This is a genomic window from Photorhabdus viridis, assembly GCF_040256935.1.
Classification (GTDB): domain Bacteria; phylum Pseudomonadota; class Gammaproteobacteria; order Enterobacterales; family Enterobacteriaceae; genus Photorhabdus; species Photorhabdus viridis.
The window spans coordinates 62,296-88,928 of record NZ_JBEJZY010000010.1 but is presented as its reverse complement, the minus strand read 5'-3'; the positions used below and the strand labels follow the sequence as shown (position 1 = coordinate 88,928).

The window sequence follows — 26,633 nt, the reverse complement described above, 5'->3', positions numbered from 1 at the left end:
GCTTGATGGGTGAGTGAATCAATAAAATAATATAGAGCAAAAACTCAAAATCAATATTTTATACATAAAAAGTCTCTTTACCCCCCATATATAGTCCTATTTACCCACACTGTTACCGACAGCAAATATAAGATAATTAAGTGACATTAAATTACAACATAACAAACAGGTAACATAACAATCTGTTTCTATCAATATATTATGCAAATATTGTTTATACAAATTCTAAAGACATTTATTCATGAATGAGATTGAGAAATTAACCCTATCATCATTAAAATTAATACTGATGATCTACAATGGCAAGAACAATATCAGTGATATTGATAACTTAAAAAATTCTAATTGTTACCGTACTTATATAAAGGATATAGAGAAAAAATTTAACTTATCTCTTGTAAATAAGCACTCCGTCAGAAAGAAATATCATGACATACCGTTACCTGCAATCTTGTTTGATAATAATGGCCTGCCTTTTGTTTTAGCCAAATCGAACAAAGATAATTCACTCATTCAGAAAGTGAATGAAGAAACCCCAGAAGTGTGGTCTACAGAAAAACTAATGGAAGAGTGGAATGGGAAATGGATTAAAGTAAAACAAAAACAAACTAAATTTGACATCAGCTGGTTTATTCCAGAATTTCTGGCACAAAAGAAAAACCTGGGTGAAGTATTGTTATTTTCTTTTGTACTGCAAATTCTTGCCCTAATTTCACCATTAGTTATTCAGGTAGTTATGGATAAGGTCTTAATCCATCAGGCATTATCAACCCTTGATGTATTAGTCTTTGGCTTAATTATCGCGGGCATAATAGAGGTGATTTTACGTGGGTTACGTGAATACCAATACGCTCATACCGCCAACCGTATCGATATCAAACTGGGATTAAAACTGGTCAGGCATCTGTTCGGTCTGCCTTTACTCTTTTTTAAATCCCGTCAGGTGGGTGCGATTGTCACACGGGTTCGTGAACTGGATACCGTCAGGGAGTTTCTGACCGGCTCGATGTTTACTTTATCCGTCGATGTCCTGTTTATGTTTGTTTTTATCTATGTGATGAGCCTGTTATCCAGCACACTTACCTGGGTTTTTATCGCCACTATCCCTTTTTATGTCATTCTGGCGTGGTGGCTGACTCCCCGTATGGAGAAGGCCGTTGAAGAGCAGTTCACTCATGCAGCGATAAATACCTCTTTTCTGACTGAAACTGTTTCCGGCTCTGAAACCCTTAAAAGCCTGGCAGTAGAACCGAGATTCATTCGCCGCTGGGATAGCCAGACTGAGAAGATGGTCAAGACCAGTTATGCAGTACAGCAATTGAATAATCGCTCAAACCATATTGTCATGCTACTGCAAAAAGTTACTAATGCCGCGATTCTCTGGTTAGGTGCGTCGGAGGTTTTATCACTGCAAATAACCATCGGTCAGTTGATCGCCTTCAATATGATGGTCAATCACACTTCCCAGCCATTAGCCAGGCTGGTGGAGCTGTGGGGACAATTCATTAGAACACGGGTAGCCGTAGATAAATTAGGAGATATGTTAAATCTGCCCACCGAGCAGCAATCCGGCCAGCAACAGGTAACGCTGCATGGTGCAGTTTCATTTAACAATATTGTCTTTCGCTATCAACCTAATATTCCGCTAACTATCAAAGGACTGACCCTTGATATCAGAGCCGGAGAAACCATTGGTATTGTGGGTACTTCCGGTTCCGGGAAAAGCACGCTAGCACGTTTATTACTCCGCCTTTATACCCCGGAAACAGGCACAATCACCATAGACGGTATTCCATTGCAAAACATAGGTATCGAAACACTCAGACAACAAGTTGGTGTCGTTCTGCAAGAAAATTTCTTATTTAACAAAACAGTATATGAAAATATCGCTCAGTCGAAACCCGATACCAGCCTAGAGTCGGTGATTAAAGTCGCCAAACTGGCAGGCGCTCATGAATTTATTCTCAGGCTGCCGATGGGATATGACACAACCATCGCAGAAGGCGGGCACTCTTTGTCTGGTGGTCAGCGTCAGCGGCTTGCTATTGCCCGGACTCTCCTTGCTGGCCCCAAAATCCTCATTCTTGATGAAGCAACTAGTGCGCTTGATGACGAATCACAATCACGCATTCAATCAAATATGGCAGAAATTGCCCGGGGCAGAACCGTTATCACTATCGCACACCGGCTTTCAACCGTGCGTCATTGTGATCGCATTATTGTGCTTAATCAGGGGGAAATTATCGAACAAGGCTCTCACGATCAGTTGCTTAACCACGGCAAACAGTACCGGAAGCTCTGGCGATTACAACAGGAATTAAAACAGGAGGTGCCTTGCCATGATTAAGGCGTTTAAGGATAAAATAAAATCACGGCTGCGCTATCGCCCACAGCACTATGACTTTTTACCGACACATTTAGCGTTATCACAACGCCCACCGTCACCTTTCGCCCGCTACACTGCGATAACGCTCAGTGTCGGTATCATCATAGCCTTACTCTGGGCCTATCTGGGTAAGTTGGATGTTCAGGCAACCGCAACCGGTCGCCTGATTGTCTCTGGTCGTTCTCAGATAATTCAGGCATACGAACAGAGCCGGGTGACCGCTATCCATGTCCAGAATGGGCAGCGGGTAGAGAAAAACACCCCACTTCTGACACTCAACACACTCGGTGTTAACCAAGATATCACCCGGTTATTAAAACAGATCGAATATCAAGCCCACGAAAAAATTCGTTATCAGGCTTTGACAGAAAGACAGGAACCAACAGAACAAGAACTGTTTCAGTCTTTGCCGGCATCTCAGCAAACACAAGTTGCTGAAAACTATTCCCGTGAGAAAAGAGAATATGACGCTGTTGTAACAAATCTGAAAGCAGAGATGAACGTGAATCTCTCTTCTCAACAATCACGAAAAAGCGATCTCAATGCGCTCACTAAGCTCCGGCAAAATATTAGCCAGCGTTTAAAAGCACGTCAGACCTTAAGTCAAAAACAAGTGATCAGTAAAGTTGAATATCTTGAACAGGAAAAAGAGTTTCTGGAAACAGAACGCCTGATTGCCCAACAAAATGCGGAGCTTCATGTTCTGCAATCGCAATATATTAGCCTGGAAGAACGTTTAAACAGTCTGAAAACACAAAAAGAACGCGAATGGTTTGATAAAAGAAAACAGGCCGAAGTTCAATTAGTCGTTTTAGAGCAAGAGCTTGCAAAAGCTCAGGTACGAGAACAACTTGAAGTCATTCGCTCACCCGTCACAGGAACAGTTCAACAACTCAGCGTCCATACATTAGGTGCAGTATTGCAACCGGCTCAAAACTTGATGGTGATCGTTCCTGATGACAATGTGCAACTGGCGGAAGTGCAAATTTTGAACAAAGACGCCGGATTTGTTTATTCGGGGCAGCAAGTCACTATTAAGGTTGATGCCTTCCCATATACACGTTACGGCACTATCGACGGCGAACTGTTGAGCATATCCAGAGATTCAACCACAGATGAACAGTTAGGATTGGTCTTTCCCGCTCAAGTCAGTCTTAAACGTAATAGCATTGCCATAGACGATACCCAGGTTGAAATTACCCCGGGTATGTCCATTGTCGCCGAAATAAAAACTGATCAACGCCGTGTTATCGATTATCTCCTGAGCCCTATCAGAGAATATCAATCTGAAGCATTGAGGGAGAAATAATCGTGAACCTATTATCTTCTTCTGCTACTGATTCCAGTAACGACACTCATAATCAGGCGCTGAATTGCATCGTCTATGTGGGGAAACAATTTCATAAGTCAGCCACTATCAATCAACTTCAACACAGCCTGGGTTTTGACTCCTTATATCTGAGTGATTTACAGCTGCGTGAAGCCGCCAACGCGATTGGGCTGCACAGTAAAATTGATCGGTTAACCGCCAATACAGCACCGACGCTGCCCTTACCGGCATTGATCGAATTGGGACAACAGTGGTGGGTACTTATTGAAGTCGATAATGACAATATTACCGTTCTCGATCCTGCGACTGAACAAACACAATTGCTTTCCTTATCTACATCTACTGGTAATAAAGAGAATGTATATAAGATTCTTTTAATCGCAGATCAGGAATTAACTAAGAAACATGTCAAATTCGGCTTGAGCTGGTTTTATCCCTCAATTTTCCGGCAAAAAAGTCAGATAAGAGATCTGTTTTTGTTTGCCATCGTTCTCCAGTTATTTGCACTGGTTAGCCCGATCCTGTTTGAAAACATCATCGACAAAGTCTTGGTAGGTCGAAGTTTATCCAGCCTGCATGTATTAGGTATAGCTATGCTGGCGATCGCCCTTGCCGAGCCTTTGTATAGTTTTATGCGCAATACCGTATTTGGGCACATGGCAAGCCAGATAAATTCTGAGCTCTCCGGGCGACTGTATCGTCATCTGGCAGGATTGCCGCTGCAATATTTTAAGCAACGGCAAACAGGGCAGATTATTGCCAGAGTCAGAGAGATGTCTCAAATCCGCCAGTTTCTGACAGGTTCTACCCTGATGCTGTTGCTGGATTTAATTTTCGTCATCATGTTTATTGGCATCATGTTTTATTATGCCTGGATACTAACCTGGATTGTTATTGGCTCACTTTTTGTTTACTTCGTATTCTGGGTCGCCGCCGGGCCGATTATTCGCCGCAAAGTAGAAGCAGAATATGAAACCGATGCAAATGCAACAAGCTTTCTAACCGAAGCCGTCACCGGAATTGAAACCATCAAAACCACCGCCACTGAAAACCGTTTCTTACATCAGTGGCAACGTATTCTCAGCCAACAGTTGACTAAAAGCTTCGCGGCACAGAAAAGTGGTTTAATCGCAGGACAGGGAATCGATTTTGTCCAGAAATTTACCGCCGCGATCCTCCTATGGTGGGGAGTGACAGAAGTCTTACGCGGTGAACTGACTCCGGGGCAACTTATCGCCTTCAATATGCTAGCCGGACACGTCACGCAGCCTATCCTCCGGCTCGCACAGGTTTGGCAGGATTTTCAGCATACGTTAATCGCCTTGAAACGTGTGGGGGATATTCTTGATGAGCCAATGGAAAACAGTAAACAGGGATTGGCTTCTGTACCTGAGCTGGAAGGCCGGATTGAATTCAAAAATATTCGCTTCCGCTACCATGACGACACACCGGAAGTTCTGGCGAACTTATCGTTATTGATAAAATCGGGTCAATTTATTGGTATAACTGGACCATCCGGTTCAGGTAAAAGTACTCTCACCCGTTTGCTACAAAGGCTGTACGTACCTCAACATGGACAAGTTTTGATTGATAACATGGATTTAGCTATTGCTGATCCCGTCTCTTTACGCCGCAATATGAGTGTTGTACTCCAGGAAAGCATCCTGTTTTCTGGCAGCATCACCGATAACATTCGGCTGTGTAAGCCCAACGCAACAGACGAGGAAGTCTATCGTGCCGCTGAGTTAGCCGGGGCCATTGAATTTATTCAATCCCTTCCTCACGGTTTTGCGCATCCAGTTGGAGAAAAAGGAGCAAATCTTTCTGGTGGTCAAAGACAGAGAATCGCATTAGCGAGGGCGCTCCTGGTTAACCCAACTATTCTGATCCTTGATGAAGCCACCTCAGCATTGGACTATGAATCCGAAGCGGCAATCATGGCAAATATGGACGAAATATGCCGTAACAGAACAGTTATCAGCATTGCTCACAGACTCAATACAATTCGCCACGCGGATAAAATTTGTGTGTTAGATCAGGGACAAATTGTCGAATTTGGCTCGCATGACCAATTGCTCCAGCAAGGCAGCTTATACGCGCATCTGTGGCATCAACAAGTTGGCGAAAACTAAATAACAATTCAGCCAATCCTTAACAGAGACGGAATAAGTTTTGGCTGAAACTATTTCTTATTTTACTTATTTGTTCAAAAAAATATCTCAATGTAATTAAATTATTTAAATTGTTACAATAAGTTATTAAGATGTTAGACAATGAAATATCTTGATACATCTTAATTTTTAAGTTGGAGAATTCTTATGGACAGGAACCCAGTTTCTTTAAGCGTGTTAGTATTTTCAGGAGGATCTCTAACTTCTATTACTGGCCCAATAGAAATTTTAACCATTGCTGCTCGTTTAGCTAGCGCGCCGGAGCCAGAAATCAATATTGTCACACAGGATAATCAGGATGCTGTCGGACTGGGCGGTATTCGGCTAAAACCCAATAAACTGATAGGAGAGATTAAACAAACAGATATTATCCTGGTGGGTTCAATTGGGGTCCCTTATTGCGATTTCGATTTTTGTACCCAAGAAACCTTGGATTGGCTTCAAATGATGGAAGAAAAAAATATCCCTATCGTTTCCGTTAGTACAGGTTCTTTTGTACTGGCTAAAGCTAATTTACTCAATAACCGCAAAGCCACCACACACTGGCTATTTACCAACTTATTTAAGGACATGTTTCCGCAAGTACAATTACATTCAGAAATAAAAGTCACCAGCGATAACAACATTTTTTGTACTTCCGGCACCTATGAATACAATGATGTGATGATGCATATTATTGAACAGATATATGGTCAAAATACCAGAGAAGCCTGTAGCCAACTGATATTTGGTGATCTAAAAGGGGTCCCGCCGCATACTCTGGCAAGTTTTGTACCATACCGCCAGCATTCAGACACATTAATCCACAAACTACAGGATTGGATGCATTCTACTCCATCAGACATATTATCGGTCAGCGATTTGGCAGATAAAATTCATTTGTGTGAAAGGCAGATGAAGCGGCGCTTTAAAACAGCGACCGGCCAGACACCGATTCAATATATCCAGCAAATTCGGTTATCCCTGGCAAAATACTGCTTAGAAAAATCGAATAAGACTATAGAAGAAATCAGCCATGAAGTTGGCTATGAAGATACTCGCTACTTTAGAGAGTTATTTAAGAAATTGAATGGATTAACACCAATCGAGTACCGCAGAAAATACCAGTACCGTTAAAATCGGAACGCAATGGACATCCTTTACGAATAAACAGTGACACGGCTTTTTATCTTTGTCAGGCAGTAGCGATACACGGGAAGCTGGGGTATCATGGCGTGCTATATTTTATGGTATACGCCCTTTAGTAGTTGAATTTATGGCAAAAGAACAAATGGATCGCACTACTCTGGATTTGTTCGCAAATGAACGCAGACCGGGGCGCCCAAAAACCAACCCACTTTCCAGGGATGAACAGCTCAGAGTCAATAAACGTAACCAGCTTCGCCGTGATAAGGTGCGTGGTCTGCGTCGTGTGGAATTGAAAATAAATGCTGACGCAGTCGATGCGCTGAACTTTCTTGCGCAGCAACGCAATATCAGCCGCAGTGAACTCATTGAGCAAATTTTGCTGGCCCAGTTAGCAGAAAGTGATATCACTGCCTGATAGCATTGAAGGCACGAAATCACACAAATTTGACAGAATTGTCCTTGCTGTTTGGTCAGAATAGGATTTTATTTTTTTATTAATACAATCAGAATTTTTCTGCTGATTTTAACATTTTACACATACATCTCAAACGGAAATACACGAATAAAACAAGAGGTTATATAATTTTATGGCAATTATAGGTATATTCTTTGGTAGCGATACCGGCAACACAGAAAATATTGCCAAAAAAATCCAGAAAATTCTGGGTTCCGATGTTGCTGAAGTCCACGATATTGCCAAGAGCAGTAAAGAAGATATCGAACAGTTCGATATTCTGCTGCTCGGCATCCCCACCTGGTACTACGGAGAAGCTCAGTGTGACTGGGATGATTTCTTCCCTACTCTAGAAGAGATCGATTTTGACGGGAAGCTGGTTGCTCTTTTCGGTTGCGGCGATCAGGAAGATTACGCGGAATATTTCTGTGATGCGATGGGAACTATCCGTGACATTATTGAACCCCGTGGAGCAATTATTGTTGGTCACTGGCCAACGGCGGGTTATCACTTTGAAGAATCAAAAGGTCTGGCTGATGATGACCATTTTATTGGGCTGGCTATTGATGAAGACCGCCAACCAGAATTAACCGAAGAACGCGTTAATTCCTGGGCTAAACAGATCTACGAAGAGATGAGTCTGGCGGAAATTATTGCCGGATAGGAATTTACCCCGATAGGCGTATATTGTTGCAGACCATTCCTTATCAATAGTGAATACGCAGTAGGTGAGTAGTCATTCGCTTTGCTCACACTGTGGTATCGCTTTTGTCAACACTCTGCTCATATCCGCTCTTTTTATTACGAAAAATGGCAAAAAAACAACCTAAACATTATAAATAGTAAGGTTATTCCTGCGTTTTACAAATGATTATTCTGGCAAAATGTGTAATGATAGTTAAGGTTAACGTGGTTTTCATTTCCACTAGCCATGCCTATAATCATAATCTGATAACTAACTGGTACTTTTTGAAGTATCGCTAAGTTCACTTTACTGAGTAACAGGACTGAATCCGCATGACCGACAACAATAAGGCATTAAAAGATGCTGGACTTAAAGTAACACTTCCACGATTGAAAATACTGGAAGTGTTACAGGATCCTGAATACCACCACGTCAGTGCGGAAGATCTCTATAAGAAACTGATTGATAACGGTGAAGAGATTGGCCTCGCTACTGTCTATCGCGTGTTGAATCAGTTTGATGATGCCGGCATTGTCACCCGTCATAATTTTGAAGGTGGCAAATCGGTTTTTGAACTCACTCAACAACACCACCACGACCATTTGATCTGTCTGGATTGCGGTAAAGTCATTGAATTCAGTGACAAACAGATCGAAAAACGCCAAAAGAATATCGCTGAACGTTATGGGATTAAACTCTCAAACCACAGTCTTTATTTATATGGTCATTGCTCCGCAGGTAATTGCCGCGAAGACAGTAGTGCACATGACGAGAAGTAATTCATTCCTGAGCCGATAATTTTTTATCTACCTAGAGAGGGAAACCCGTCAGGGTTCCCCTCTTGCTATAACATTATCATGCCTTTACATGATCAATCCGGCTGTAACGTTGACCATCCGGACTAACAGAACGGATCAACACATTACCTTTCACTTTCGGACGTTTATAATTGTCATAAATCTTCCAGCTACTACCGCCATCAGTTGAATACTGAATAACCAACCCTGGCAAAGCAATATTGGCTTTCAGAACACCGCGTTTTACCTTAGCTCCGGGTACCGGTAGACGGTAAGCAATTCCTGCTCTATCCAGTTTAACAAGCTCACGCTGCCCTATCAGGTTAGCGAACCGGGTCCAATCACGATTCAGTGCATTTATATCAACTTTATTCGTTTCTCCTCCCTTATATTCCTGACCTAGAACATTCATCAGGAAGGTCATAACGAGCTATAACATGTTTTTCCCGAAAGTCAGAGCCAAATGATTATCCTATCTCAATCTATTACGGGACACAGCCTAGTACTACAGCCGTACTTACTTTTTTCAACAGAAAAGACACTCATAGAAAAGCTTAATTCATGCGGTTTCTCAGAGTTGTGAGCATCAAGGAAAATGCAACTTTCTGGTATCTACGGCTGTAGTACTAAATAAGATTTCATAATTATGCTCCACTTCCAACCAACCCTTGAATACCAAAAAATACAGCCTTTTCATCTAAGCGATCCGTAAAATCAGTGAGATAGGCTACAGAACCAACATTGTTCAAAAAGAAAACAAAATTTAGAAAACTTCCCTTCAATACTTGATGAAAACGCTAGGCTACAACCAGATTTCTTTAAAGAAATGACAAAAAAATGCGGCAATGGACTTTTGTTTGATATATCAAATGCTGTAATTGCACAAGAAAACACGGGAACCCCATTTAAAGAATGGCTTGATATAGAAATAAACCATCTTCACATTGGTGGTTATGCAGAAACATCATTACGTCCTGGTTTCTTAGTTGACACTCATGCACATAGAATATCTAATCTTTCATTAGAGTATTTTAATAAATTAGAAACAGAGAGTAAGGGCAACCTTACATCACTATCTGTTGAAAGAGATGATAATTTTGTATTAGGAGACTGGATTAATGACATCGAATTATGCAGACAATAGAAATTGTTACTCTTATGTTGTAACTGGAGAGTCCGCATCAGAACTACCAAAAAACAAATCAGACTCTCTATCTAAACTCATGATCTATAATATAACTAGTATATTAAACAATCCTCTGAGCAGATCTAAAGCTGAAGTTTCTTTTGAAGAAGCAGAGGAATTTATACGTTGGGCAAACAAGAGGAAATATCATCTCGACTGGAGAATATTTTCATACTTTTTATCTTTCAGACATGAAAATAAAAAAAACCTTACAGATGAAATGATTAATGATTTATTAATCTTCTCAGCAAGCCAATGGACTTATTTTGATAAAAGCGACAAAGAAGAGGTAATAATATACTCCAAAATTAAAGAAGGATATAAGTTTATAGCAAAAAAGTCAAAAAAAGCGTCAATTGCGAGAAAATTATACATAGCCAAGATTGATATTATGGATGATGGATCTCATGATAGAAGAAAAGAAATTATATATATTTGACAAGGGTATTATATTGCCATCGATAACAATGTTTAAGAGTAGAATGCTAAACATGGCAATGCAACTCATTATTACCGCACTAATATATCAATTGTCTGCAAACAATGCTGGATTTTTTTTACTATCATCACAGTTGGTTCAGATATTTGTTGTTGCCTCATGTACCTTTTTCATAGGCATTAATATAAAATCAGACATTAAAAATAAAAACTACACTTACGAAAACTACACTTGGCTTTTAATAACAGCGACGATAATAGGTTTATTAATAACTCTAATATCTGGGATATCAATACATTATTACAGTGACCATGCAGTAACAAAAAGAACAGCATTGATACTATCAATCGGCATTATACCATTATGTATATATTCTGTTAACTGTGCAATTCTAGAGTCTACAAAACAAGAAAGGTACATGGTAAAAGTCAACTTATTCAGTATATTAACAAATTTATTCGCCTTGATTGCATTATACTTATTTACTGGTGATTTAATATTTTCTATTGCTCTTGCTATCAGTATTTCAAGAGTATATATGGCCATCTCATCTTCAATCCCATTAATAAAATTTATAAAATGGAAAAAAGTTGACTTGCCTTACATTAAGGATATTGTGAATATAGGAATAAACGAAGCTTTGACATCTACATCATTAGTAATATTGATGTCTATTTTAATAAGGTTTGTCTCAACATTAATTTCAAACATAGAATTATCAAAATTATTTGTTTACATGGGGATTATGAATTACCTATTTGTCACGGGCTTTTCTGCTGTTATTTCATTGGCTTCAAATTACAGAAATGGTGAGAACAATTTTTTAAATATCGCGATAGGTACCAACTTATTTTACCTTATTATCTTTTCAGCCACCTCACCATTAATTAGTTTGATGGTATTCAACACGCTAACAGAAACAATAAACATAATAACTTGTGCATTAGTTATATTCTTTGACTTGACTTCTGTATCTATTATTAACAGAATAAGGAGCAAATCACCAAACTCAAAATCTGTATATCTTAAAGTAATTCCTATTATTACCGTTCTTGTGGTCACCTCTACATTAATTAGTCCAACATCATTCGAGATCTTATTGACTTTTGTATGCAGTAATATATTATATACGCTAATTTCATTAATATGGTATCTGCTATGGAAAAAGAAATCTTTGTTTTTAGAGAAGTTAACGTAGAAGACGCAAATAATCTCATTGTTTTTTTTAACGATTTGGATAACACATCGGAATTTATGTTGCTTGAGCCGGAAGAAAGAAAAATAAGTATTGAAGAACAGGCAGATATAATAAAAGGATTCGGAAAAGACAGGCAAATGTTAATATGTGAAGATAGCAAAAACATTGTTGGATTTATTGTTGTATCTAGAGGGGTGTTCAATAGAAACAGGCATCTGGGTTCTATTGCTCTTGGCGTAAAAAAAGAATATAGAAATAAAGGCATAGCGAGGACCCTACTCGACAAAGCACAAGATTGGTCACGGAAAAATGGAGTTAATAGACTTGAGTTAACCGTTGCAATAAAAAATACATTGGCAATAAAGCTGTATTTGTCATCAGGTTTTATTTTTTCTGGCATCAGAACTAGCTCACTATTTATAAATGGTGAACTGACAGATGAATACTATATGACTAAAGGACTATCTGAACAGTGAGAAATTCCTGTGTAAATAGTATTTTCAAATCGTCGGGGGACGCCTACATTCGATGGGAGTCAACAGCGTTCTGAAAGGAACCCTAATGGGTTCCTTTTTGATGAGACAAAATCATGCCCTTACATGATCAATCCGGCTGTAACGTTGACCATCCGGACTAATAGAACGGATCAACACATTACCTTTCACTTTCGGACGTTTATAATTGTCATAAATCTTCCAGCTACTACCGCCATCAGTTGAATACTGAATAACCAACCCTGGCAAAGCAATATTGGCTTTCAGAACACCGCGTTTTACCTTAGCTCCGGGTACCGGTAGACGGTAAGCAATTCCTGCTCTATCCAGTTTGACAAGCTCACGCTGCCCTATCAGGTTAGCGAACCGGATCCAGTCACGATTCAGTGCATCTATATCAACTTTATTCGTTTCTCCTCCCTTATATTCCTGGCCTGGAACATAATCCTGCTCCCAACCAGCCCGGTGCCATGCTCGTTCTGCCAACGGTAATAAGCGAGGATAAAGCATATATTCCATCTGCTCATCAGTACGGACGGTTTCACTCCATACTTGCCCTGACAGCCCATAAGCGCCCGGCCACGGTTTGTCACTTTTCGCACGGAATGCATTACCATCACGGTCAACAGACGTTTCCGCATTTTGCGGCATATTATTTGGCGCAAAACTAAAGATCTTGGCTTCATCATTAAAACGGGTTGCCCAATAATATCCACGTTCCTGCGGATGAACTTCATATGGCATATCCAAATAAACATAATCCGGGTTGGATATAACCACTTCATAGCCCTTGTTCGCCCAATCATTGACTGAATCAAAGCCACCCCAGTAGAGAGTATCCCAGAAATTCACACCAACGCGTTTGGTCGCAAAATCTTTAGCGCTGTCAGCATGTTTCAGGCCATCCTGCCACGCCTGCATCTTCTCAATACCATTAGCATTCACAATTTTGCTCACTTCAATTGCAAAGTAGCTGGCAAGATGCTCAATATCTTTCACCACACCCTGCGCCACCCACTTCTGGCAAGCCTGGGACTTAGCCCACGGCTTATCTTCTATACTCTTATCAATAATGCCTTTACCCGGTACTATAGGACCATTCTTATCCTGAAACCCTTCTCCCAAACGAATATTCTTCGCTTCATCACCACCAAAATGCCAGGTCTCTAATGGCAAGCCCGCTTCTTTATGCATAGCGGCAATTTCGCCAATGACTTTCTTAACAAATCGTTTTGAAGAATCCATACATGGGTTCAAATAACTACGACGATCATAAAGCTGCACAGAAGTTGCTCTGGTGGTATCAGTTGGGTCCAGCAAGCGGTATTCATTCGCGCCTTTCACATTACCCTGATCCATCAACTTTTTATAACGAGCTTCCATAGAAACCACTGCGGCACGAGCATGAGCCGGCATGTCAATTTCGGGAATAACGTCAATATAGCGGGCTTTGGCATATTTCAAAATGTCGATGTAGTCCTGACGGCTGAAGAATCCACTCCCCATATTGTTGTTATCAGGGCCAGACCCCAGTTGTGGCAACAAGCATTTGGTTTCACTCAAATCATGACAACGCTGGCTACCGACTTCCGTTAGCTCAGGTAATCCCGGAATTTCCAAACGCCAGCCTTCATCATCACTCAGGTGGAAATGGAATTTATTCAGTTTGTAACTTGCCATTTGGTCAAGCAAACGCAGAACTGCCTGTTTACTGTGGAAATTACGCCCGACATCAAGGAGAACCCCACGATACTCAAAGCGCGGAGCATCTTTTACCATCAGAGTCGCAATCTTCGCGCTGCCATCAACAGGAATCAATGACAGTAGAGATTGAAGGCCGTAAAACACCCCAGATTGGTCAGAAGCAACAATTTGAGCGCCATTCTGGGTAATATTCAGGCGGTAAGCCCCTTTAACCTGCCATTCACCGGTAAAGTCTGAAGAGACAATCTGAGTCGCAACCAGATAGCCACTATTCTCTAATTTAATGCCTTGATCGGTAAAACGTTTTCTGACAAGAATAACCGCCTCGTCATTCAAACCGCCAAATTCCAGTCTTACACCCCCAGATAAATCAGCGTCTTCTGAATAAATCTGAACTTCTTTTGGCGTCGGGATTATTTGCCCACGTAATTTTTCTGACTCAACTTTTTTAACCTGCAAATTCTTCGCATAACGATTTTCAGGCGTCATCAGAATGTTGTTATCCGCGTTTGTACGTTTCCATTGATCACCGGTGAAAACAGATAAAAATTGGCTCAGATCTTCTGTATCCGTATTCACAAGGACTTTAGGTTTCGCATCGCCTGACGTTGCATACCAACGCGGCAAAAAGTCAGTGCTGTAAATCTGCCAGTACTCTCCGGTAATAGGTAGTTTTACCTGCTGATTCGCTTTAATACCGGTGAACTTCTCAGTTGGTTCCAGTTTATGTAAATCACCCGTGATACGCGTAATTTTAAACTGCTCATTATCGACACTCAGGACCTGGCGGATACTGTGGAAATAAATCGCCCAGTCAGATGAGTTAATGGCCTGATTACCATTGGTTAAAGTAATATCGACCCGATTGCAAGTGGCCCAATCCGCCCCCAATACCGCACAATTAACACCATGATCTCCAGCCTGATTATCAACAACCTTATAATTAACTTTCAATTGACTCAGTGAATCAACCAATTGCTGCGCTGTATTATTGGCATAGACAGACCCCATCAGGCCAACAGTCGCCGTAAGCGCCGCGAGTGTGCACAATTTAAATTTCTTCATTGTCACCTCTTTCAAACACAAATGTTATGTAAGGTAAGCCACTGCCCAGAAATATAAAAACAGCGGCAACAAGCCATTAGAAGACAATAAATGGCATGATGATGTTGAATTTAATCTCTTTCTCATCCCGAAAAATTCCAGGCAAATCCTTGAAAACACACACTCTGGTCATAGATTGGATTAGTGCTGATTTTTGTACTATGTGTAACCATAAAATTAATTACTTTTTAAGTAAAATAAATCACAACCAAAAATGCAAATCTATCCGTAAAATAAAAATTTAAATTGAAAAAGAAAATTAAAATCACCTGATCAACATATATACAGATTATTTTTCACATCACGAATTATCAATGGTAAAAAAGGGATTTTTTACAAAACATGACAAAGAACACATTACAAGAAAAATACATTAATAGTTATAAATCGAATTGATATTAAAACAAAAAACAATACAACCATAAAAACTTAACAATATAAAATACACATTAAAAAATAGATTTATTAATATAAATGTTTTTCAACTAAAATAGATGCAAAATTATTTATCAATGATAATATTTTAGAAACTATCCTAGTCGTCATAATTATTGCTGGCCGTTCTTTGAATAAACGGTAAACACAAACAACTCAAAAAGCCTAGGCATACACGTAGTGCGTAAATAGCTTTCATTGGTCATTTTTCTTAATTAATATCAATTTATTATTATCATATCTTATTTTTTCATATCTATAAGACATCCAGACTGTAATTTTTTATTTTATAACCTCAAGAATCAGTATAGTGATATTTCACAAAATACATTGTTTATTATTTTTCTAAAATGAATAAATGTGTAAAAAAACCACACCATCGCACAAACACAATAGATAATTTCAATTACTATAATAATTATGAAATGAAAATCCACAAATCAAAAGATAATCAATATTCAATAGTTATGTAATTAACGTAAATCCTTCAAGTTTCATTGCCAATCCATTTTCCTGCTACCGAAGGATGGTTATCTATATTATTAATATAATTAACGAATGAAAAAGCCATTACTTTGAATCTATTATTTTTATTTGCTTTCACTGTGGGATTTTACTTTCCTCAACAAAATAAATACTGAGATTATGGTAATGGCTGCCGCTACTGCAAACACAATAAATTGATATCGAAATGCTTCTTCATAATCATATCCCGATTAGAAGAGAAATTAGCAAAAAAACTGCACCTCAACTGTTGGCCTCATGTCCAACTCGTTGGGTACAGTTTATTATCTCAATTAATCCTGAGAAATTTTTGTCCAGGTATCACGCAGACCAACAGTACGGTTAAATACCAGGCTTTCTGCTCTGGAATAACAACTATCAGCACAGAAATAACCTTCACGCTCAAACTGATACGTTTTTTCTGACTTGGCATTCACTAAACTTGGCTCAACAAAGCCCTGGCGGACCACCAGTGATTCTGGGTTAACTGTCGCCAGAAAATCATCCTCTGCACCGGGATTTGGTACGCTGAATAGACGATCATACAGACGGAATTCAGCAGGGACAGCATGGGACGCACTGATCCAATGAATAACACCTTTCACTTTACGACCATCTGCCGGATCTTTATTCAGCGTCTGCTCATCATAGCTACAATAGATTGTCGTGATATTGCCATCAGCATCTTTTTCAACACGCTCTGCTTTGATGATATAAGCGTTACGCAGACGAACTTCTTTACCCAAAACTAAGCGTTTATATTGACGGTTAGCTTCTTCACGGAAATCTGCCCGGTCAATATAGATCTCACGGCTGAATGGCACTTCACGGCTGCCCATCTCCGGTTTATTCGGATGATTAGGCATATTCAGCATCTGCTCCCCTTCCGGCCTGTTTGCGATCACCAGCCTGACCGGATCGAGAACAGCCATTGCACGAGGGGCATTTTCGTTCAGATCATCACGGATACAGGACTCTAATGCGGCCATTTCCACATTATTGTCCTGTTTAGTCACACCAATACGACGGCAGAATTCACGAATGGAAGCGGCAGTATAACCACGACGACGCAAACCTGAGATAGTCGGCATCCGTGGGTCATCCCAGCCTTCAACAATCTTGTCGGTCACCAATAGATTCAACTTACGCTTGGACATAACCGTGTATTCAAGATTCAGACGCGAGAATTCATACTGACGCGGATGACAATCAATGGTGATGTTATCCAACACCCAGTCGTACAAACGACGATTATCCTGGAATTCCAGTGTACACAGCGAATGTGTAATACCTTCCAGCGCATCAGAAATACAGTGAGTAAAATCGTACATCGGGTAGATGCACCATTTGTTACCAGACTGATGATGTTCTGCAAATTTAATACGGTACAGAACCGGATCGCGCATCACAATAAAAAGTGATGCCATATCAATTTTGGCTCGCAGGCAAGCTTTACCTTCACCAAATTCACCGGCACGCATTTTTTCAAACAGTGCCAGGTTTTCACCAATACTACGGTCACGATACGGGCTGTTTTTACCTGGCTCTTTCAATGTGCCGCGATATTCACGGATCTCTTCCGGGCACAATTCATCAACATAAGCCAGGCCTTTATTGATCAATTCAATAGCATACTGATACAACGTATCAAAATAATTGGAAGAGTAGCGGATATCACCACTCCACTCAAAACCTAACCATTGAACGTCATTTTTAATAGAATCAACGTACTCAACATCTTCCTTAACCGGATTGGTATCGTCAAAACGCAGATTACACTGACCCTGATAGTCCTCTGCAACCCCAAAGTTCAGACAGATTGATTTTGCATGACCAATATGCAGATAACCATTGGGTTCAGGCGGGAAGCGGGTATGTACGGATGTATGTTTACCAATTGCCAAATCTTCATCAATTATTTGACGAATAAAGTTTGTCGGGCGGGCATCTGCCTCACTCATTGTTTTATACCTCAATAATGCCGAAAGCGCGTCACATAACCGCCTATAATCCAACAAGCAGTGCTGAGAAACAACCGTTTGTTACTGCCAAATGGCGATTCAGAGTAAAGTTGAAGCGAAAAACGGGAAAAGTGGCGCTTTTCCCGTTTTTCATTTTATTGAAAATTTTTTATCAACTTTTACGGATTTGTCTGTTGTTTATCTCAGCACATCAAATAATTTTGTCTGTCCTGCTTTTACCTGGCCTTTTGCCAAAATATTAACACCGATATAATCATCAATATTGCTGACGATAACTGGGCTAATCATAGATTTGGCATTAGCATTCAGATAATCAAGATCCAAATTCAATACAGGCTCCCCAACTTTCACCGTTGCTCCTTCATTCACCAACCGTTTAAAACCTTTACCGTTAAGGGAAACTGTATCAATGCCCAAATGGACAATCAGTTCTAAACCTTCATCAGTTTCAATACAGAAAGCATGATTGGTATCGAAAATTTTCACAATCGTACCGGACACAGGCGCAAGTACAGTATTTGATGTTGGTTTGATAGCAATACCATCACCAACAACTCTACTGGAGAAGGCTTCATCAGGCACGTCTGCCAAATCGATTAATTCACCACTGACCGGAGCAATCAGAGTCAGCAGGATTTTACGCTCGCCTTCAGGCTTCGCTTTCTGTACTGTCTGATGTTGATAGCTTACAGTCGCCGCAGCAACCGGACCTTTTGCCAGAACATCACGCATAGCACTGGCAATCAGTTCTGCACGAGTACCAACAATAACCTGCACACTCTGTTTATTCAGGCGGATAATACCGGAGGCACCCAGGCGTTTAATCAGATTGTCATTGACCTGATCGACATTTTTTACAGATAGACGCAGACGAGTAATACAAGCATCAATAGCAGTCAGGTTATCTGAACCACCCACTGCGGCAAGATATTGATGAGCTTCATTGTGGATGTTATTTACTGTAGTTTTACCATTTTTGTCCACATCAACATCATAGCCATCAATTTCACCATCAGCAGCCAATTCACGCCCTGGAGTCATCAGGTTGAATTTTTTGATAGTAAAACTAAATACGAAATAATACAGGCAAAAGAATACCAGACCTTGCGGGATCAACATGTACCAATGTGTCGCCAATGGGTTACGGGAAGAGAGTACCATATCCACCAAACCGGCACTGAAACCAAAACCTGCAATCCACTGCATTGTCGCTGCGATAAACACTGAAACACCGGTCAAGATCGCGTGCAGCACATAAAGCACTGGCGCAACAAACATAAAGGCGAACTCCAGAGGCTCAGTAATACCCGTGAAAAATGCAGCGAATGAACCCGCGATCATAATACCTGCAATTTTGGCCTTATTTTCAGGACGTGCACAGCGATACATCGCTAATGCCGCACCCGGTAGACCAAACATCATAATAGGGAAGAAACCCGCCTGATAACGGCCGGTAATACCAACAATCGCGCTACCATCAACTATGGATTTCTGACCACCGAGGAAATTAGGAATATCGTTGATACCCGCAACATCAAACCAGAATACAGAGTTCAGGGCATGATGCAGACCAACAGGAATCAGCAAGCGGTTAAAGAAGGCATAGATACCGGCGCCTGTCGCACCGAGATCTTTAATACTTTCACCGAAAGTGACCAATGCATTATAAACCACCGGCCACACATACATCAGGATGAAAGCAACCAGAATCATCAGGAAAGAGATCAAGATGGGCACCAAACGACGACCGCTGAAGAATGACAATGCTTTCGGCAGTTCAACACCACTAAAGCGGTTATACAGCTCAGCAGACACAACACCCACTAAAATACCAACAAATTGGTTATCAATTTTACTAAAGGCTTTTGGTATATCGCCAACCGGAATACCTTGGATCATAGATACCGCTGCCGGAGAACAAAGTGTCGTTACGACTAAAAAACCGACAAAACCTGTCAGTGCTGCCGCACCATCCTTATCTTTAGACATGCCATAAGCCACACCAATAGCAAATAACATTGGCATGTTCTTAATAATGGCTTCACCAGATTTAATCAGCAAAGCTGCCAATGCATTATCTGCTCCCCAGCCTACTGGATCGATCCAATAACCTATCCCCATTAGTATTGCAGCAGCAGGCAGTGTGGCTACCGGTACCATTAATGCTCGCCCCACTCTTTGCAAATAACTCAGAATATTCACCTTGCTCCCCCTTATATCCTCAATTACCAGAGTCTCTTACTACTTATGACTGCATTATTATCAAAGTAAGCAATAAGGACATTTATTCTACAATTTTAGTGTAGAAAATTTATTTTTCGTCGCAAATTAATTCCTCATTATATGTGATGAATATCACCATAAACGCCAAGTGTTTGGTCAAAATGCTAGCTAACACACAAATCTTATTTTATCATTTAAAATATCATAACGCGCAGAGTGTCTCTGCCAATGAAAATGATTTAGTATTCAGGTTATAGATGATTAATTAAGAGAATAATGCATAACTCTATTTTAACTATGATAATTTATTGATTTAAGAGGTAATTATGAGACTAATCCCCCTAACGAATGCAAGTGATGTCGGTAAATGGTCTGCTCACTATATCGTTAGTAAAATCAATGCATTTAACCCAACCGCAGAGCGTCCTTTCGTTTTGGGACTACCAACCGGCAGCACGCCACTGGCAACTTACAAGGAATTGATTACTCTGTACAAAGCAGGAAAAGTCAGTTTTAAACATGTCGTTACATTCAATATGGATGAATATGTCGGCATCCCCGAAAATCATCCGCAAAGTTACCATAGTTTCATGCACCATAACTTCTTTGATCACATTGATATTAAAAAAGAAAATATCAATTTGCTCAATGGTAATGCCGTTGATATTGACGCAGAATGCAAACGTTATGAAGACAAAATTAAGTCTTATGGTCAGATTCATCTGTTTATGGGTGGTGTGGGTAATGACGGCCATATTGCGTTCAATGAACCCGCATCATCCTTGACTTCCCGCACCCGCATCAAGACGTTGACTGTAGAAACCCGAACTGCCAACTCCCGCTTCTTTGATAATGATATTAATCAGGTGCCGAAATACGCCTTAACCGTAGGTGTAGGTACTTTGATGGATGCGGAAGAAGTTATGATCCTGGCTACCGGTTTGAATAAAGCCTTAGCAATCCAGGCAACTATTGAAGGCAATATTAACCATATGTGGACAGTAAGCTGCCTGCAAATGCACCCTAAATCCATCATTGTTTGTGACGAACCAGCAACAATGGAATTGAAAGTAAAAACGGTTAAGTACTTCCATCTATTGGAAGCAGACATTATCGACATATTTGCCAGCGGAAGATAAGAATCCACACAGCCTGAAACTTATCTCAGACTGATTATCCTCAATCATCATCTCCAAATCCCATAGGAGGCTAAGATGTATGCTTTAACCAACTGCACTATTTATACCGGTCATGACAGACTGGATAATCATGCTGTTATCATTGCTGACGGCTTAATTAAACGGGTTTGCCCAACACAAGAGTTACCCGAACAGATTGAAAAACGTGATCTGAATGGCGCAATTCTTTCCCCTGGCTTTATCGACCTGCAAGTCAACGGTTGTGGCGGTGTTCAATTTAATGAACGGTTGGAAGATATTTCAGAAAAAACGCTGGATATCATGCAAAAAACCAATGAACGCTCAGGCTGTACCAGCTACTTGCCGACCCTGATTACCAGCACAGATGAATTGATGATAGCCTCTGTTGAGGCAATGCGTACCTATCTAAAGCAGAATAAGTTTCAGGCTTTGGGCCTGCATCTGGAAGGGCCTTATCTCAATCCGGTAAAAAAAGGCACTCACAATCCAGAAATTATCCGTAAACCTACACCTGAAATGATAAATTTCCTGTGCGATAACGCTGATGTCATTACCAAACTGACTCTCGCACCAGAAATGGTGGAACAGAAATACATTCACCAGTTGATTGAATCAGGGATTGTGGTTTCTGCCGGTCACTCCAATGCCAGTTACGAAGAAGCCAGACAGGGATTCCGGAATGGCATAACCCTCTCAACCCATCTCTATAATGCGATGCCATATATTTCTGGTCGCCAACCTGGTCTGATTGGCGCTATTTTTGATACACCAGACGTTTACGCGGGTATTATTCCCGATGGTTTGCATGTTTCATGGCCAAACATTCGCAATGCTAAACGGCTGAAAAAAGATAAGTTGATTCTAGTAACAGATGCCATATTTCCTGCCGGGATGGATACTTCTATCAATAAAATGGAGCATTTCACCTTTGCCGGTAAAACCATATACTATCGAGATGGATTGTGTGTCGATGAAAACGGCACGTTAAGCGGCTCTTCTATCACTATGATAGACGCCGTTAAAAATAGCGTTGAACACGTTGGTATTGCTCTGGATGAAACACTGAGGATGGCAGCACTCTACCCAGCCCGTGCGATTGGTGTTGATCAATATCTCGGCACTATTGAAGCCGGTAAAATTGCTAACCTCACCGTTTTCAATCACGACTTTAAAATCTGCAAGACCATTGTTAACGGAAAAGAAACTGACCTTTGAGGGACGAAATAACCGATGAGTTACAGCAGCACACAAAAGCAAATTGGTAATATTGACCTTGTAAAGCAACTTAACGGCGCTGTGGTATACCGGTTAATTGATCAACAAGGGCCAATATCCCGGATTCAAATTGCAGAGCAAAGTCAACTTGCACCCGCCAGCGTGACTAAAATTACTCGTCAGTTACTTGAACGCGGCTTGATTAAAGAAGTGGATCAACAAGCCTCTACCGGAGGCCGCCGCGCAATTTCAATTGTTACAGAAAATCGTCATTTCCACACTATCGGTGTCCGCCTTGGCCGTCATGATGCCACTCTCGCGCTTTATGACATGAGTGGCAAGGCATTGGTTGAAGAACATTATCCACTGCCTGAAACCACCCAGCAAAAAGTTGAAAACTTGCTTATCAGCGCAATAGAAAACTTTATTCAACAGAATCAGCGCAGGATCCGTGAATTAATTGCCATTTCAGTTATCCTGCCCGGCTTAGTTGATCCAAATAACGGCATCGTCCGTTATATGCCTCACATTAAAGTGACTAACTGGACTCTGGTCGATAACCTGAAAAAACATTTCAACATGACCTGTTTCGTTGGTCATGATATCCGCAGTTTAGCGCTGGCTGAACGCTATTTTGGCGCCACCCGTGATTGTGAAGACTCGATATTGATACGTATCCATCGGGGTACCGGTGCCGGGGTGATTATAAACAGCCAGATATTCCTCAATAATAGAGGGAACTTAGGTGAAATCGGTCATATTCAAATTGATCCCCTCGGTGAACGTTGTCATTGCGGCAATTTTGGTTGCCTGGAAACTATCGCCTCTAACTCAGCAATTGAAGCGCGGGTTCAACATCAATTAAAGCAAGGTTTTCCAAGCCAGCTAACATTGAATAACTGCAATATCAGAGCCATCTGCCAAGCCGCTAATCAAAATGACCCATTAGCATCTGAAGTGATAAAAAATGTCGGCCATTATCTTGGTAAGGCCATCTCTATCGCCATTAATTTATTTAACCCACAGAAAGTTGTTCTGGCGGGGGAAATTACTGAAGCACAAAACGTGCTCTTACCCGCTATTCAAAGTTGTATCAATACTCAAGTTTTAAAAGAATTTCGCGAAGATCTGCCAATCGTTGTGTCTGAATTAGTTCACTGTTCCGCTATTGGCGCTTTCGCTCTGACTAAACGTGCTATGCTTAATGGCGTACTGTTACAACGCTTACTCGAAGGGTAATATTCATTTTTTGTTGATTTTACCATCAAAATGATTATAAGCCAAACAAACAAGCGACCTTAAGCAGATTTCAAGAAAAAAGCAGTTGACGCATTTAGCTGATATACGCATAATGCGCCCCGCAACGCCGATGAAGGTAATGCGAAAAAGATGGCTACGTAGCTCAGCTGGTTAGAGCACAGCACTCATAATGCTGGGGTCACAGGTTCGATTCCCGTCGTAGCCACCATCTTTGCGGGAGTGGCGAAATTGGTAGACGCACCAGATTTAGGTTCTGGCGCCGCAAGGTGTGCGAGTTCAAGTCTCGCCTCCCGCACCATTTCTTTCATCAAGTTGTCATCATGTAAATGGGGTATCGCCAAGCGGTAAGGCACCAGGTTTTGATCCTGGCATACCCAGGTTCGAATCCTGGTACCCCAGCCATCGTTTTGATAACACAATGCGTTGCTCAGTGATTACTTTCAGTTGGGGTATCGCCAAGCGGTAAGGCACCAGGTTTTGATCCTGGCATACCCAGGTTCGAATCCTGGTACCCCAGCCATTAGCTGAATGTTGTCCACTGATATTTTGCGATAAGATTTCTTGCATCGTAAAAAATGGCTACGTAGCTCAGCTGGTTAGAGCACAGCACTCATAATGCTGGGGTCACAGGTTCGATTCCCGTCGTAGCCACCATTTTTGGGGTATCGCCAAGCGGTAAGGCACCGGATTCTGATTCCGGCATTCCCAGGTTCAAATCCTGGTACCCCAGCCATATTTATCAATGTGTTACGTGAAGTAACGTGTTGAAAAAACATACAGAAAGAATACAAAAAGAATATACAGGTAGAATATTTTTTGATGTACAAGCCACTATTATAAGTGGCTTTTCTGTTTTTGCACATCAGAAAAACCATATCGTTTAACGCCCCATCAATGAGAAAATCTAATAATTTTCAATTCGCAACTCTTGCTTGTCACTGTCAACAATCACACCACTCTCACTTCCGTCCACATATGAACCTGCACACGTATAGAAATTGGCTATGTTGCTCAATTAATATCAGCATACTTATAAAAATGTGATGTAAATCACCTTACAACTTCGCGATTGCGAAGTAATATGTATCCATAGCTTACGAGAACGGCTCGAAGCAAACCTAAAGAGGAAGTTTAAAATGACTACATTACTGAATATTGCTGAAGCACTCATGGGCTCAGCAAGAAAGGAGTATCGTGCTGAGGATTTGGAAAGCGCTAAAGAGGTTTAAAAATTTGCTGATGGCGCTCTCAATTTGTACATCTCTAATGAAAAGGCGGAAAAAATATTAACAGTTTGCAAGGCTGTTCATGAACGAATCGAATCGGGTGAAGTTATATCAGAAAATGACTGGTATTATGATTTTGAAAAACCCTTGTCCGAATAATTAATTAAAGGCCGCGTAAAGCGGTCTTACTTATATTACAGGGTTATATTATGAACAATAAAGAATTACAAGCACTTCGTAAATTATTAATGCTAGACGTTAAAGAAGCAGCTGAGTATGTAGGCGGTGTATCTTCGCGCACTTGGCAATACTGGGAAACAGGTCGCTATCCCATCCCGCAAGATGTAGAAAGCGAAATCAAAGATTTTATTAATCTGAGAAGCAGGCTTCTTAAACAGAGAATTTCAGAGTTTCAGAATGGAGATTTACGGGTTATACAATATTATATGACTATCGATGAATTTGAACAAGCAACGGGTAAACGAAATATTATCATGTGGCGCATTACTAATTCAGTAGCTGCTGAAATATCAGCAAAAAACTATATCGTAAGGGTGGTGTGATAAAAAGGGCCATTTCTGGCCCTCTGAATATTTTACTTCGGCACTGGCGGCCACTCAACATCAGGCGCCAGTGAAGGATTAACTCTGTTCACAATTTCACCTCATTACTACTTTTCACACCAAACTTTCATTTTGGTCATTAATTGACTCACGGATAAATCTGATTTTGACCCCGTGCATACGCTTAAGACTCTATCTGATTAAGATAGCTGCCAGTTTATGTATTCTATAAAATGTCGGTTTAGCGGAAACGGTGCAAATTGAGTGCTCCAAAGATTTCTGCTGACGCACAGAATAAGCAGAGAACAACAATAATCTCTACAAACGATACCGGTGAAAGTGTTATTGCAAACTATTTTAGTGCGTTGGTTTTAAAATCCAAATCTCTGTCATATGACAGTAAAGATTTGGCTTTTCGTGCGGATACTATGGCTACAGATGTGTATGTGGTACGCAATGACGAATACGGTAATATTAACGATTTTAATAATATCCCAAACAATAGGAGGTTTTTTATAAACTCACCTTTATTAGGGATATCTGCGCCGTTCTGGTCTTTTGTCAGTCTGTTGCTGATATCTGATGCAAGTGCATTGATTGACTTAAGCTGAATTGTTTTGCCTTCCGGAGTTGTAACAGTGACTACCCCGGTCTCTGTCATCCACTTGTTTAAGTTGAATAACAGTTCATCTGTATAACCCAGTTGTGCTGTGACTTTTCGTGCCGCATCTGAATACGTATCCGGCACAGAGGTTTGAATGAAATATGTAGCATTAGAAACAGCATCTGGAAATTTATCGATTAAGACTAATTCAGTATCGCTATTAACGTTTTTAATTGCTGATAGTTTAAAAGCATTCCCGACTTTGATTAATATAGTCTGAGCCGGAGCAACACCGAATTTATTATCTTTCCATTTTATATTTGTGCCAATGGCAATATCTGAGTTGGCCGCAATTGAAATTGTGCCGAAGTTGTATGAAGTCATA

General features: G+C 40.7%; 18 protein-coding genes, 6 tRNA genes and 2 pseudogenes. 21 read left to right on the top strand and 5 right to left on the bottom strand.

What is annotated here, in order from left to right:
* Positions 1–241 precede the first annotated feature (241 nt).
* The 7 genes from ABR397_RS06070 to fur all read left to right on the top strand — a co-directional run bounded on the left by ABR397_RS06070 (position 242) and on the right by fur (position 8,933).
* Positions 242–2,347 (top strand): peptidase domain-containing ABC transporter, encoded by a 2,106-nt coding sequence (locus ABR397_RS06070; protein ID WP_350304916.1) that lies wholly within the window; start codon positions 242–244, stop codon positions 2,345–2,347.
* Complete coding sequence (locus ABR397_RS06065) at positions 2,340–3,695, top strand: HlyD family type I secretion periplasmic adaptor subunit (RefSeq protein WP_350304915.1); 1,356 nt, start codon at positions 2,340–2,342, stop codon at positions 3,693–3,695. The genes ABR397_RS06070 and ABR397_RS06065 overlap by 8 nt, the downstream gene beginning before the upstream one ends.
* Before the next feature lie 2 nt (positions 3,696–3,697).
* Complete coding sequence (locus ABR397_RS06060) at positions 3,698–5,848, top strand: type I secretion system permease/ATPase (protein ID WP_350304914.1); 2,151 nt, start codon at positions 3,698–3,700, stop codon at positions 5,846–5,848.
* Between the two features lie 186 nt (positions 5,849–6,034).
* Positions 6,035–7,003: a GlxA family transcriptional regulator gene (locus ABR397_RS06055; protein WP_350304913.1), complete on the top strand. Its 969-nt coding sequence runs from the start codon at positions 6,035–6,037 to the stop codon at positions 7,001–7,003.
* Between the two features lie 139 nt (positions 7,004–7,142).
* Positions 7,143–7,430 (top strand): LexA regulated protein, encoded by a 288-nt coding sequence (gene ybfE / locus ABR397_RS06050; protein ID WP_036836823.1) that lies wholly within the window; start codon positions 7,143–7,145, stop codon positions 7,428–7,430.
* A 172-nt stretch (positions 7,431–7,602) separates the two neighbouring features.
* Positions 7,603–8,133, top strand: coding sequence for a flavodoxin FldA (gene fldA, locus ABR397_RS06045; RefSeq protein WP_350304912.1), 531 nt, complete (start codon positions 7,603–7,605; stop codon positions 8,131–8,133).
* 353 nt (positions 8,134–8,486) lie between these two features.
* A complete protein-coding gene (fur, locus tag ABR397_RS06040) occupies positions 8,487–8,933 on the top strand; it encodes a ferric iron uptake transcriptional regulator (RefSeq protein WP_021326440.1) in 447 nt (148 codons plus the stop codon).
* A 76-nt stretch (positions 8,934–9,009) separates the two neighbouring features.
* On the opposite strand, the pseudogene ABR397_RS06035 reads toward fur, so the two are convergent.
* Positions 9,010–9,351 (bottom strand): annotated as a pseudogene (locus tag ABR397_RS06035) (chitobiase/beta-hexosaminidase C-terminal domain-containing protein); the annotation flags it as partial.
* 348 nt (positions 9,352–9,699) lie between these two features.
* Between ABR397_RS06035 and ABR397_RS06030 the strand changes: the two are divergent.
* From ABR397_RS06030 to ABR397_RS06015, 4 genes and pseudogenes are all read left to right on the top strand, one after another.
* Positions 9,700–10,095: pseudogene (locus ABR397_RS06030) on the top strand (multinuclear nonheme iron-dependent oxidase); the annotation flags it as partial.
* Positions 10,070–10,576, top strand: a complete 507-nt coding sequence (locus tag ABR397_RS06025) for a hypothetical protein (RefSeq protein WP_350304911.1) — start codon at positions 10,070–10,072, stop codon at positions 10,574–10,576. The pseudogene ABR397_RS06030 and the gene ABR397_RS06025, both read left to right, overlap by 26 nt.
* Entirely contained in the window at positions 10,545–11,774 is a 1,230-nt protein-coding gene (locus ABR397_RS06020; protein ID WP_350304910.1) for an MATE family efflux transporter, read from the top strand. The genes ABR397_RS06025 and ABR397_RS06020 overlap by 32 nt, the downstream gene beginning before the upstream one ends.
* Positions 11,735–12,250 carry a GNAT family N-acetyltransferase gene (locus tag ABR397_RS06015; RefSeq protein ID WP_350304909.1) on the top strand — a complete coding sequence of 172 codons (516 nt, stop codon included), beginning with the start codon at positions 11,735–11,737 and terminating at the stop codon, positions 12,248–12,250. Before ABR397_RS06020 ends, ABR397_RS06015 begins: the two co-directional genes overlap by 40 nt.
* A 111-nt stretch (positions 12,251–12,361) precedes the next feature.
* On the opposite strand, the gene ABR397_RS06010 is transcribed toward ABR397_RS06015, so the two are convergent.
* From ABR397_RS06010 to nagE, 3 genes are all read right to left on the bottom strand, one after another.
* Positions 12,362–15,037 carry a beta-N-acetylhexosaminidase gene (locus ABR397_RS06010; protein WP_350304908.1) on the bottom strand — a complete coding sequence of 892 codons (2,676 nt, stop codon included), beginning with the start codon at positions 15,035–15,037 and terminating at the stop codon, positions 12,362–12,364.
* A 1,271-nt stretch (positions 15,038–16,308) separates the two neighbouring features.
* On the bottom strand, positions 16,309–17,976 hold the full coding sequence (gene glnS, locus ABR397_RS06005) for a glutamine--tRNA ligase (RefSeq protein ID WP_350304907.1): 1,668 nt from the start codon (positions 17,974–17,976) through the stop codon (positions 16,309–16,311).
* 198 nt (positions 17,977–18,174) lie between these two features.
* Positions 18,175–20,199, bottom strand: a complete 2,025-nt coding sequence (gene nagE, locus ABR397_RS06000) for an N-acetylglucosamine-specific PTS transporter subunit IIBC (RefSeq protein ID WP_350304906.1) — start codon at positions 20,197–20,199, stop codon at positions 18,175–18,177.
* 347 nt (positions 20,200–20,546) lie between these two features.
* Here nagE and nagB point away from each other — a divergent pair, with 347 nt between their 5' ends.
* The 10 genes from nagB (at position 20,547) to ABR397_RS05950 (ending at position 25,644) form a co-directional block, all read left to right on the top strand.
* A complete protein-coding gene (nagB, locus tag ABR397_RS05995) occupies positions 20,547–21,359 on the top strand; it encodes a glucosamine-6-phosphate deaminase (protein WP_350304905.1) in 813 nt (270 codons plus the stop codon).
* Positions 21,360–21,434: 75 nt separating this feature from the next.
* Entirely contained in the window at positions 21,435–22,595 is a 1,161-nt protein-coding gene (nagA, locus tag ABR397_RS05990) for an N-acetylglucosamine-6-phosphate deacetylase (RefSeq protein WP_350304904.1), read from the top strand.
* Positions 22,596–22,610: 15 nt separating this feature from the next.
* A complete protein-coding gene (gene nagC, locus ABR397_RS05985) occupies positions 22,611–23,834 on the top strand; it encodes a DNA-binding transcriptional regulator NagC (RefSeq protein WP_350304903.1) in 1,224 nt (407 codons plus the stop codon).
* A 152-nt stretch (positions 23,835–23,986) separates the two neighbouring features.
* Positions 23,987–24,063 (top strand) — tRNA-Met (locus ABR397_RS05980).
* A 5-nt stretch (positions 24,064–24,068) separates the two neighbouring features.
* Positions 24,069–24,153: transfer RNA gene (locus ABR397_RS05975), tRNA-Leu, on the top strand.
* Positions 24,154–24,182: 29 nt separating this feature from the next.
* Positions 24,183–24,257, top strand: a tRNA-Gln gene (locus tag ABR397_RS05970).
* Positions 24,258–24,300: 43 nt separating this feature from the next.
* Positions 24,301–24,375: transfer RNA gene (locus ABR397_RS05965), tRNA-Gln, on the top strand.
* A gap of 57 nt (positions 24,376–24,432) precedes the next feature.
* Positions 24,433–24,509, top strand: a tRNA-Met gene (locus tag ABR397_RS05960).
* Positions 24,510–24,513: 4 nt separating this feature from the next.
* Positions 24,514–24,588 (top strand) — tRNA-Gln (locus tag ABR397_RS05955).
* 702 nt (positions 24,589–25,290) lie between these two features.
* Complete coding sequence (locus ABR397_RS05950) at positions 25,291–25,644, top strand: Aca2/YdiL-like domain-containing protein (RefSeq protein WP_350304902.1); 354 nt, start codon at positions 25,291–25,293, stop codon at positions 25,642–25,644.
* A gap of 352 nt (positions 25,645–25,996) precedes the next feature.
* Here ABR397_RS05950 and ABR397_RS05945 read toward each other — a convergent pair whose 3' ends face one another.
* Positions 25,997–26,632 carry a hypothetical protein gene (locus ABR397_RS05945; RefSeq protein WP_350304901.1) on the bottom strand — a complete coding sequence of 212 codons (636 nt, stop codon included), beginning with the start codon at positions 26,630–26,632 and terminating at the stop codon, positions 25,997–25,999.
* Position 26,633 lies beyond the last annotated feature (1 nt).

What these genes read in the sequence shown, in the direction of transcription:
- ABR397_RS06020 (WP_350304910.1), top strand. Translation starts at nt 10,545, where the DNA reads ATGATAGAAGAAAAGAAATTATATATATTTGACAAGGGTATTATATTG.
- nagA (WP_350304904.1), top strand. Translation starts at nt 21,435, where the DNA reads ATGTATGCTTTAACCAACTGCACTATTTATACCGGTCATGACAGACTG.
- ABR397_RS06055 (WP_350304913.1), top strand. Translation starts at nt 6,035, where the DNA reads ATGGACAGGAACCCAGTTTCTTTAAGCGTGTTAGTATTTTCAGGAGGA.
- ABR397_RS05950 (WP_350304902.1), top strand. Translation starts at nt 25,291, where the DNA reads ATGAACAATAAAGAATTACAAGCACTTCGTAAATTATTAATGCTAGAC.
- ybfE (WP_036836823.1), top strand. Translation starts at nt 7,143, where the DNA reads ATGGCAAAAGAACAAATGGATCGCACTACTCTGGATTTGTTCGCAAAT.
- ABR397_RS06015 (WP_350304909.1), top strand. Translation starts at nt 11,735, where the DNA reads ATGGAAAAAGAAATCTTTGTTTTTAGAGAAGTTAACGTAGAAGACGCA.
- ABR397_RS05945 (WP_350304901.1), bottom strand. Translation starts at nt 26,632, where the DNA reads ATGACTTCATACAACTTCGGCACAATTTCAATTGCGGCCAACTCAGAT.
- glnS (WP_350304907.1), bottom strand. Translation starts at nt 17,976, where the DNA reads ATGAGTGAGGCAGATGCCCGCCCGACAAACTTTATTCGTCAAATAATT.
- ABR397_RS06025 (WP_350304911.1), top strand. Translation starts at nt 10,070, where the DNA reads ATGACATCGAATTATGCAGACAATAGAAATTGTTACTCTTATGTTGTA.
- fur (WP_021326440.1), top strand. Translation starts at nt 8,487, where the DNA reads ATGACCGACAACAATAAGGCATTAAAAGATGCTGGACTTAAAGTAACA.
- nagB (WP_350304905.1), top strand. Translation starts at nt 20,547, where the DNA reads ATGAGACTAATCCCCCTAACGAATGCAAGTGATGTCGGTAAATGGTCT.
- nagC (WP_350304903.1), top strand. Translation starts at nt 22,611, where the DNA reads ATGAGTTACAGCAGCACACAAAAGCAAATTGGTAATATTGACCTTGTA.
- fldA (WP_350304912.1), top strand. Translation starts at nt 7,603, where the DNA reads ATGGCAATTATAGGTATATTCTTTGGTAGCGATACCGGCAACACAGAA.
- ABR397_RS06070 (WP_350304916.1), top strand. Translation starts at nt 242, where the DNA reads ATGAATGAGATTGAGAAATTAACCCTATCATCATTAAAATTAATACTG.
- ABR397_RS06065 (WP_350304915.1), top strand. Translation starts at nt 2,340, where the DNA reads ATGATTAAGGCGTTTAAGGATAAAATAAAATCACGGCTGCGCTATCGC.
- ABR397_RS06010 (WP_350304908.1), bottom strand. Translation starts at nt 15,037, where the DNA reads ATGAAGAAATTTAAATTGTGCACACTCGCGGCGCTTACGGCGACTGTT.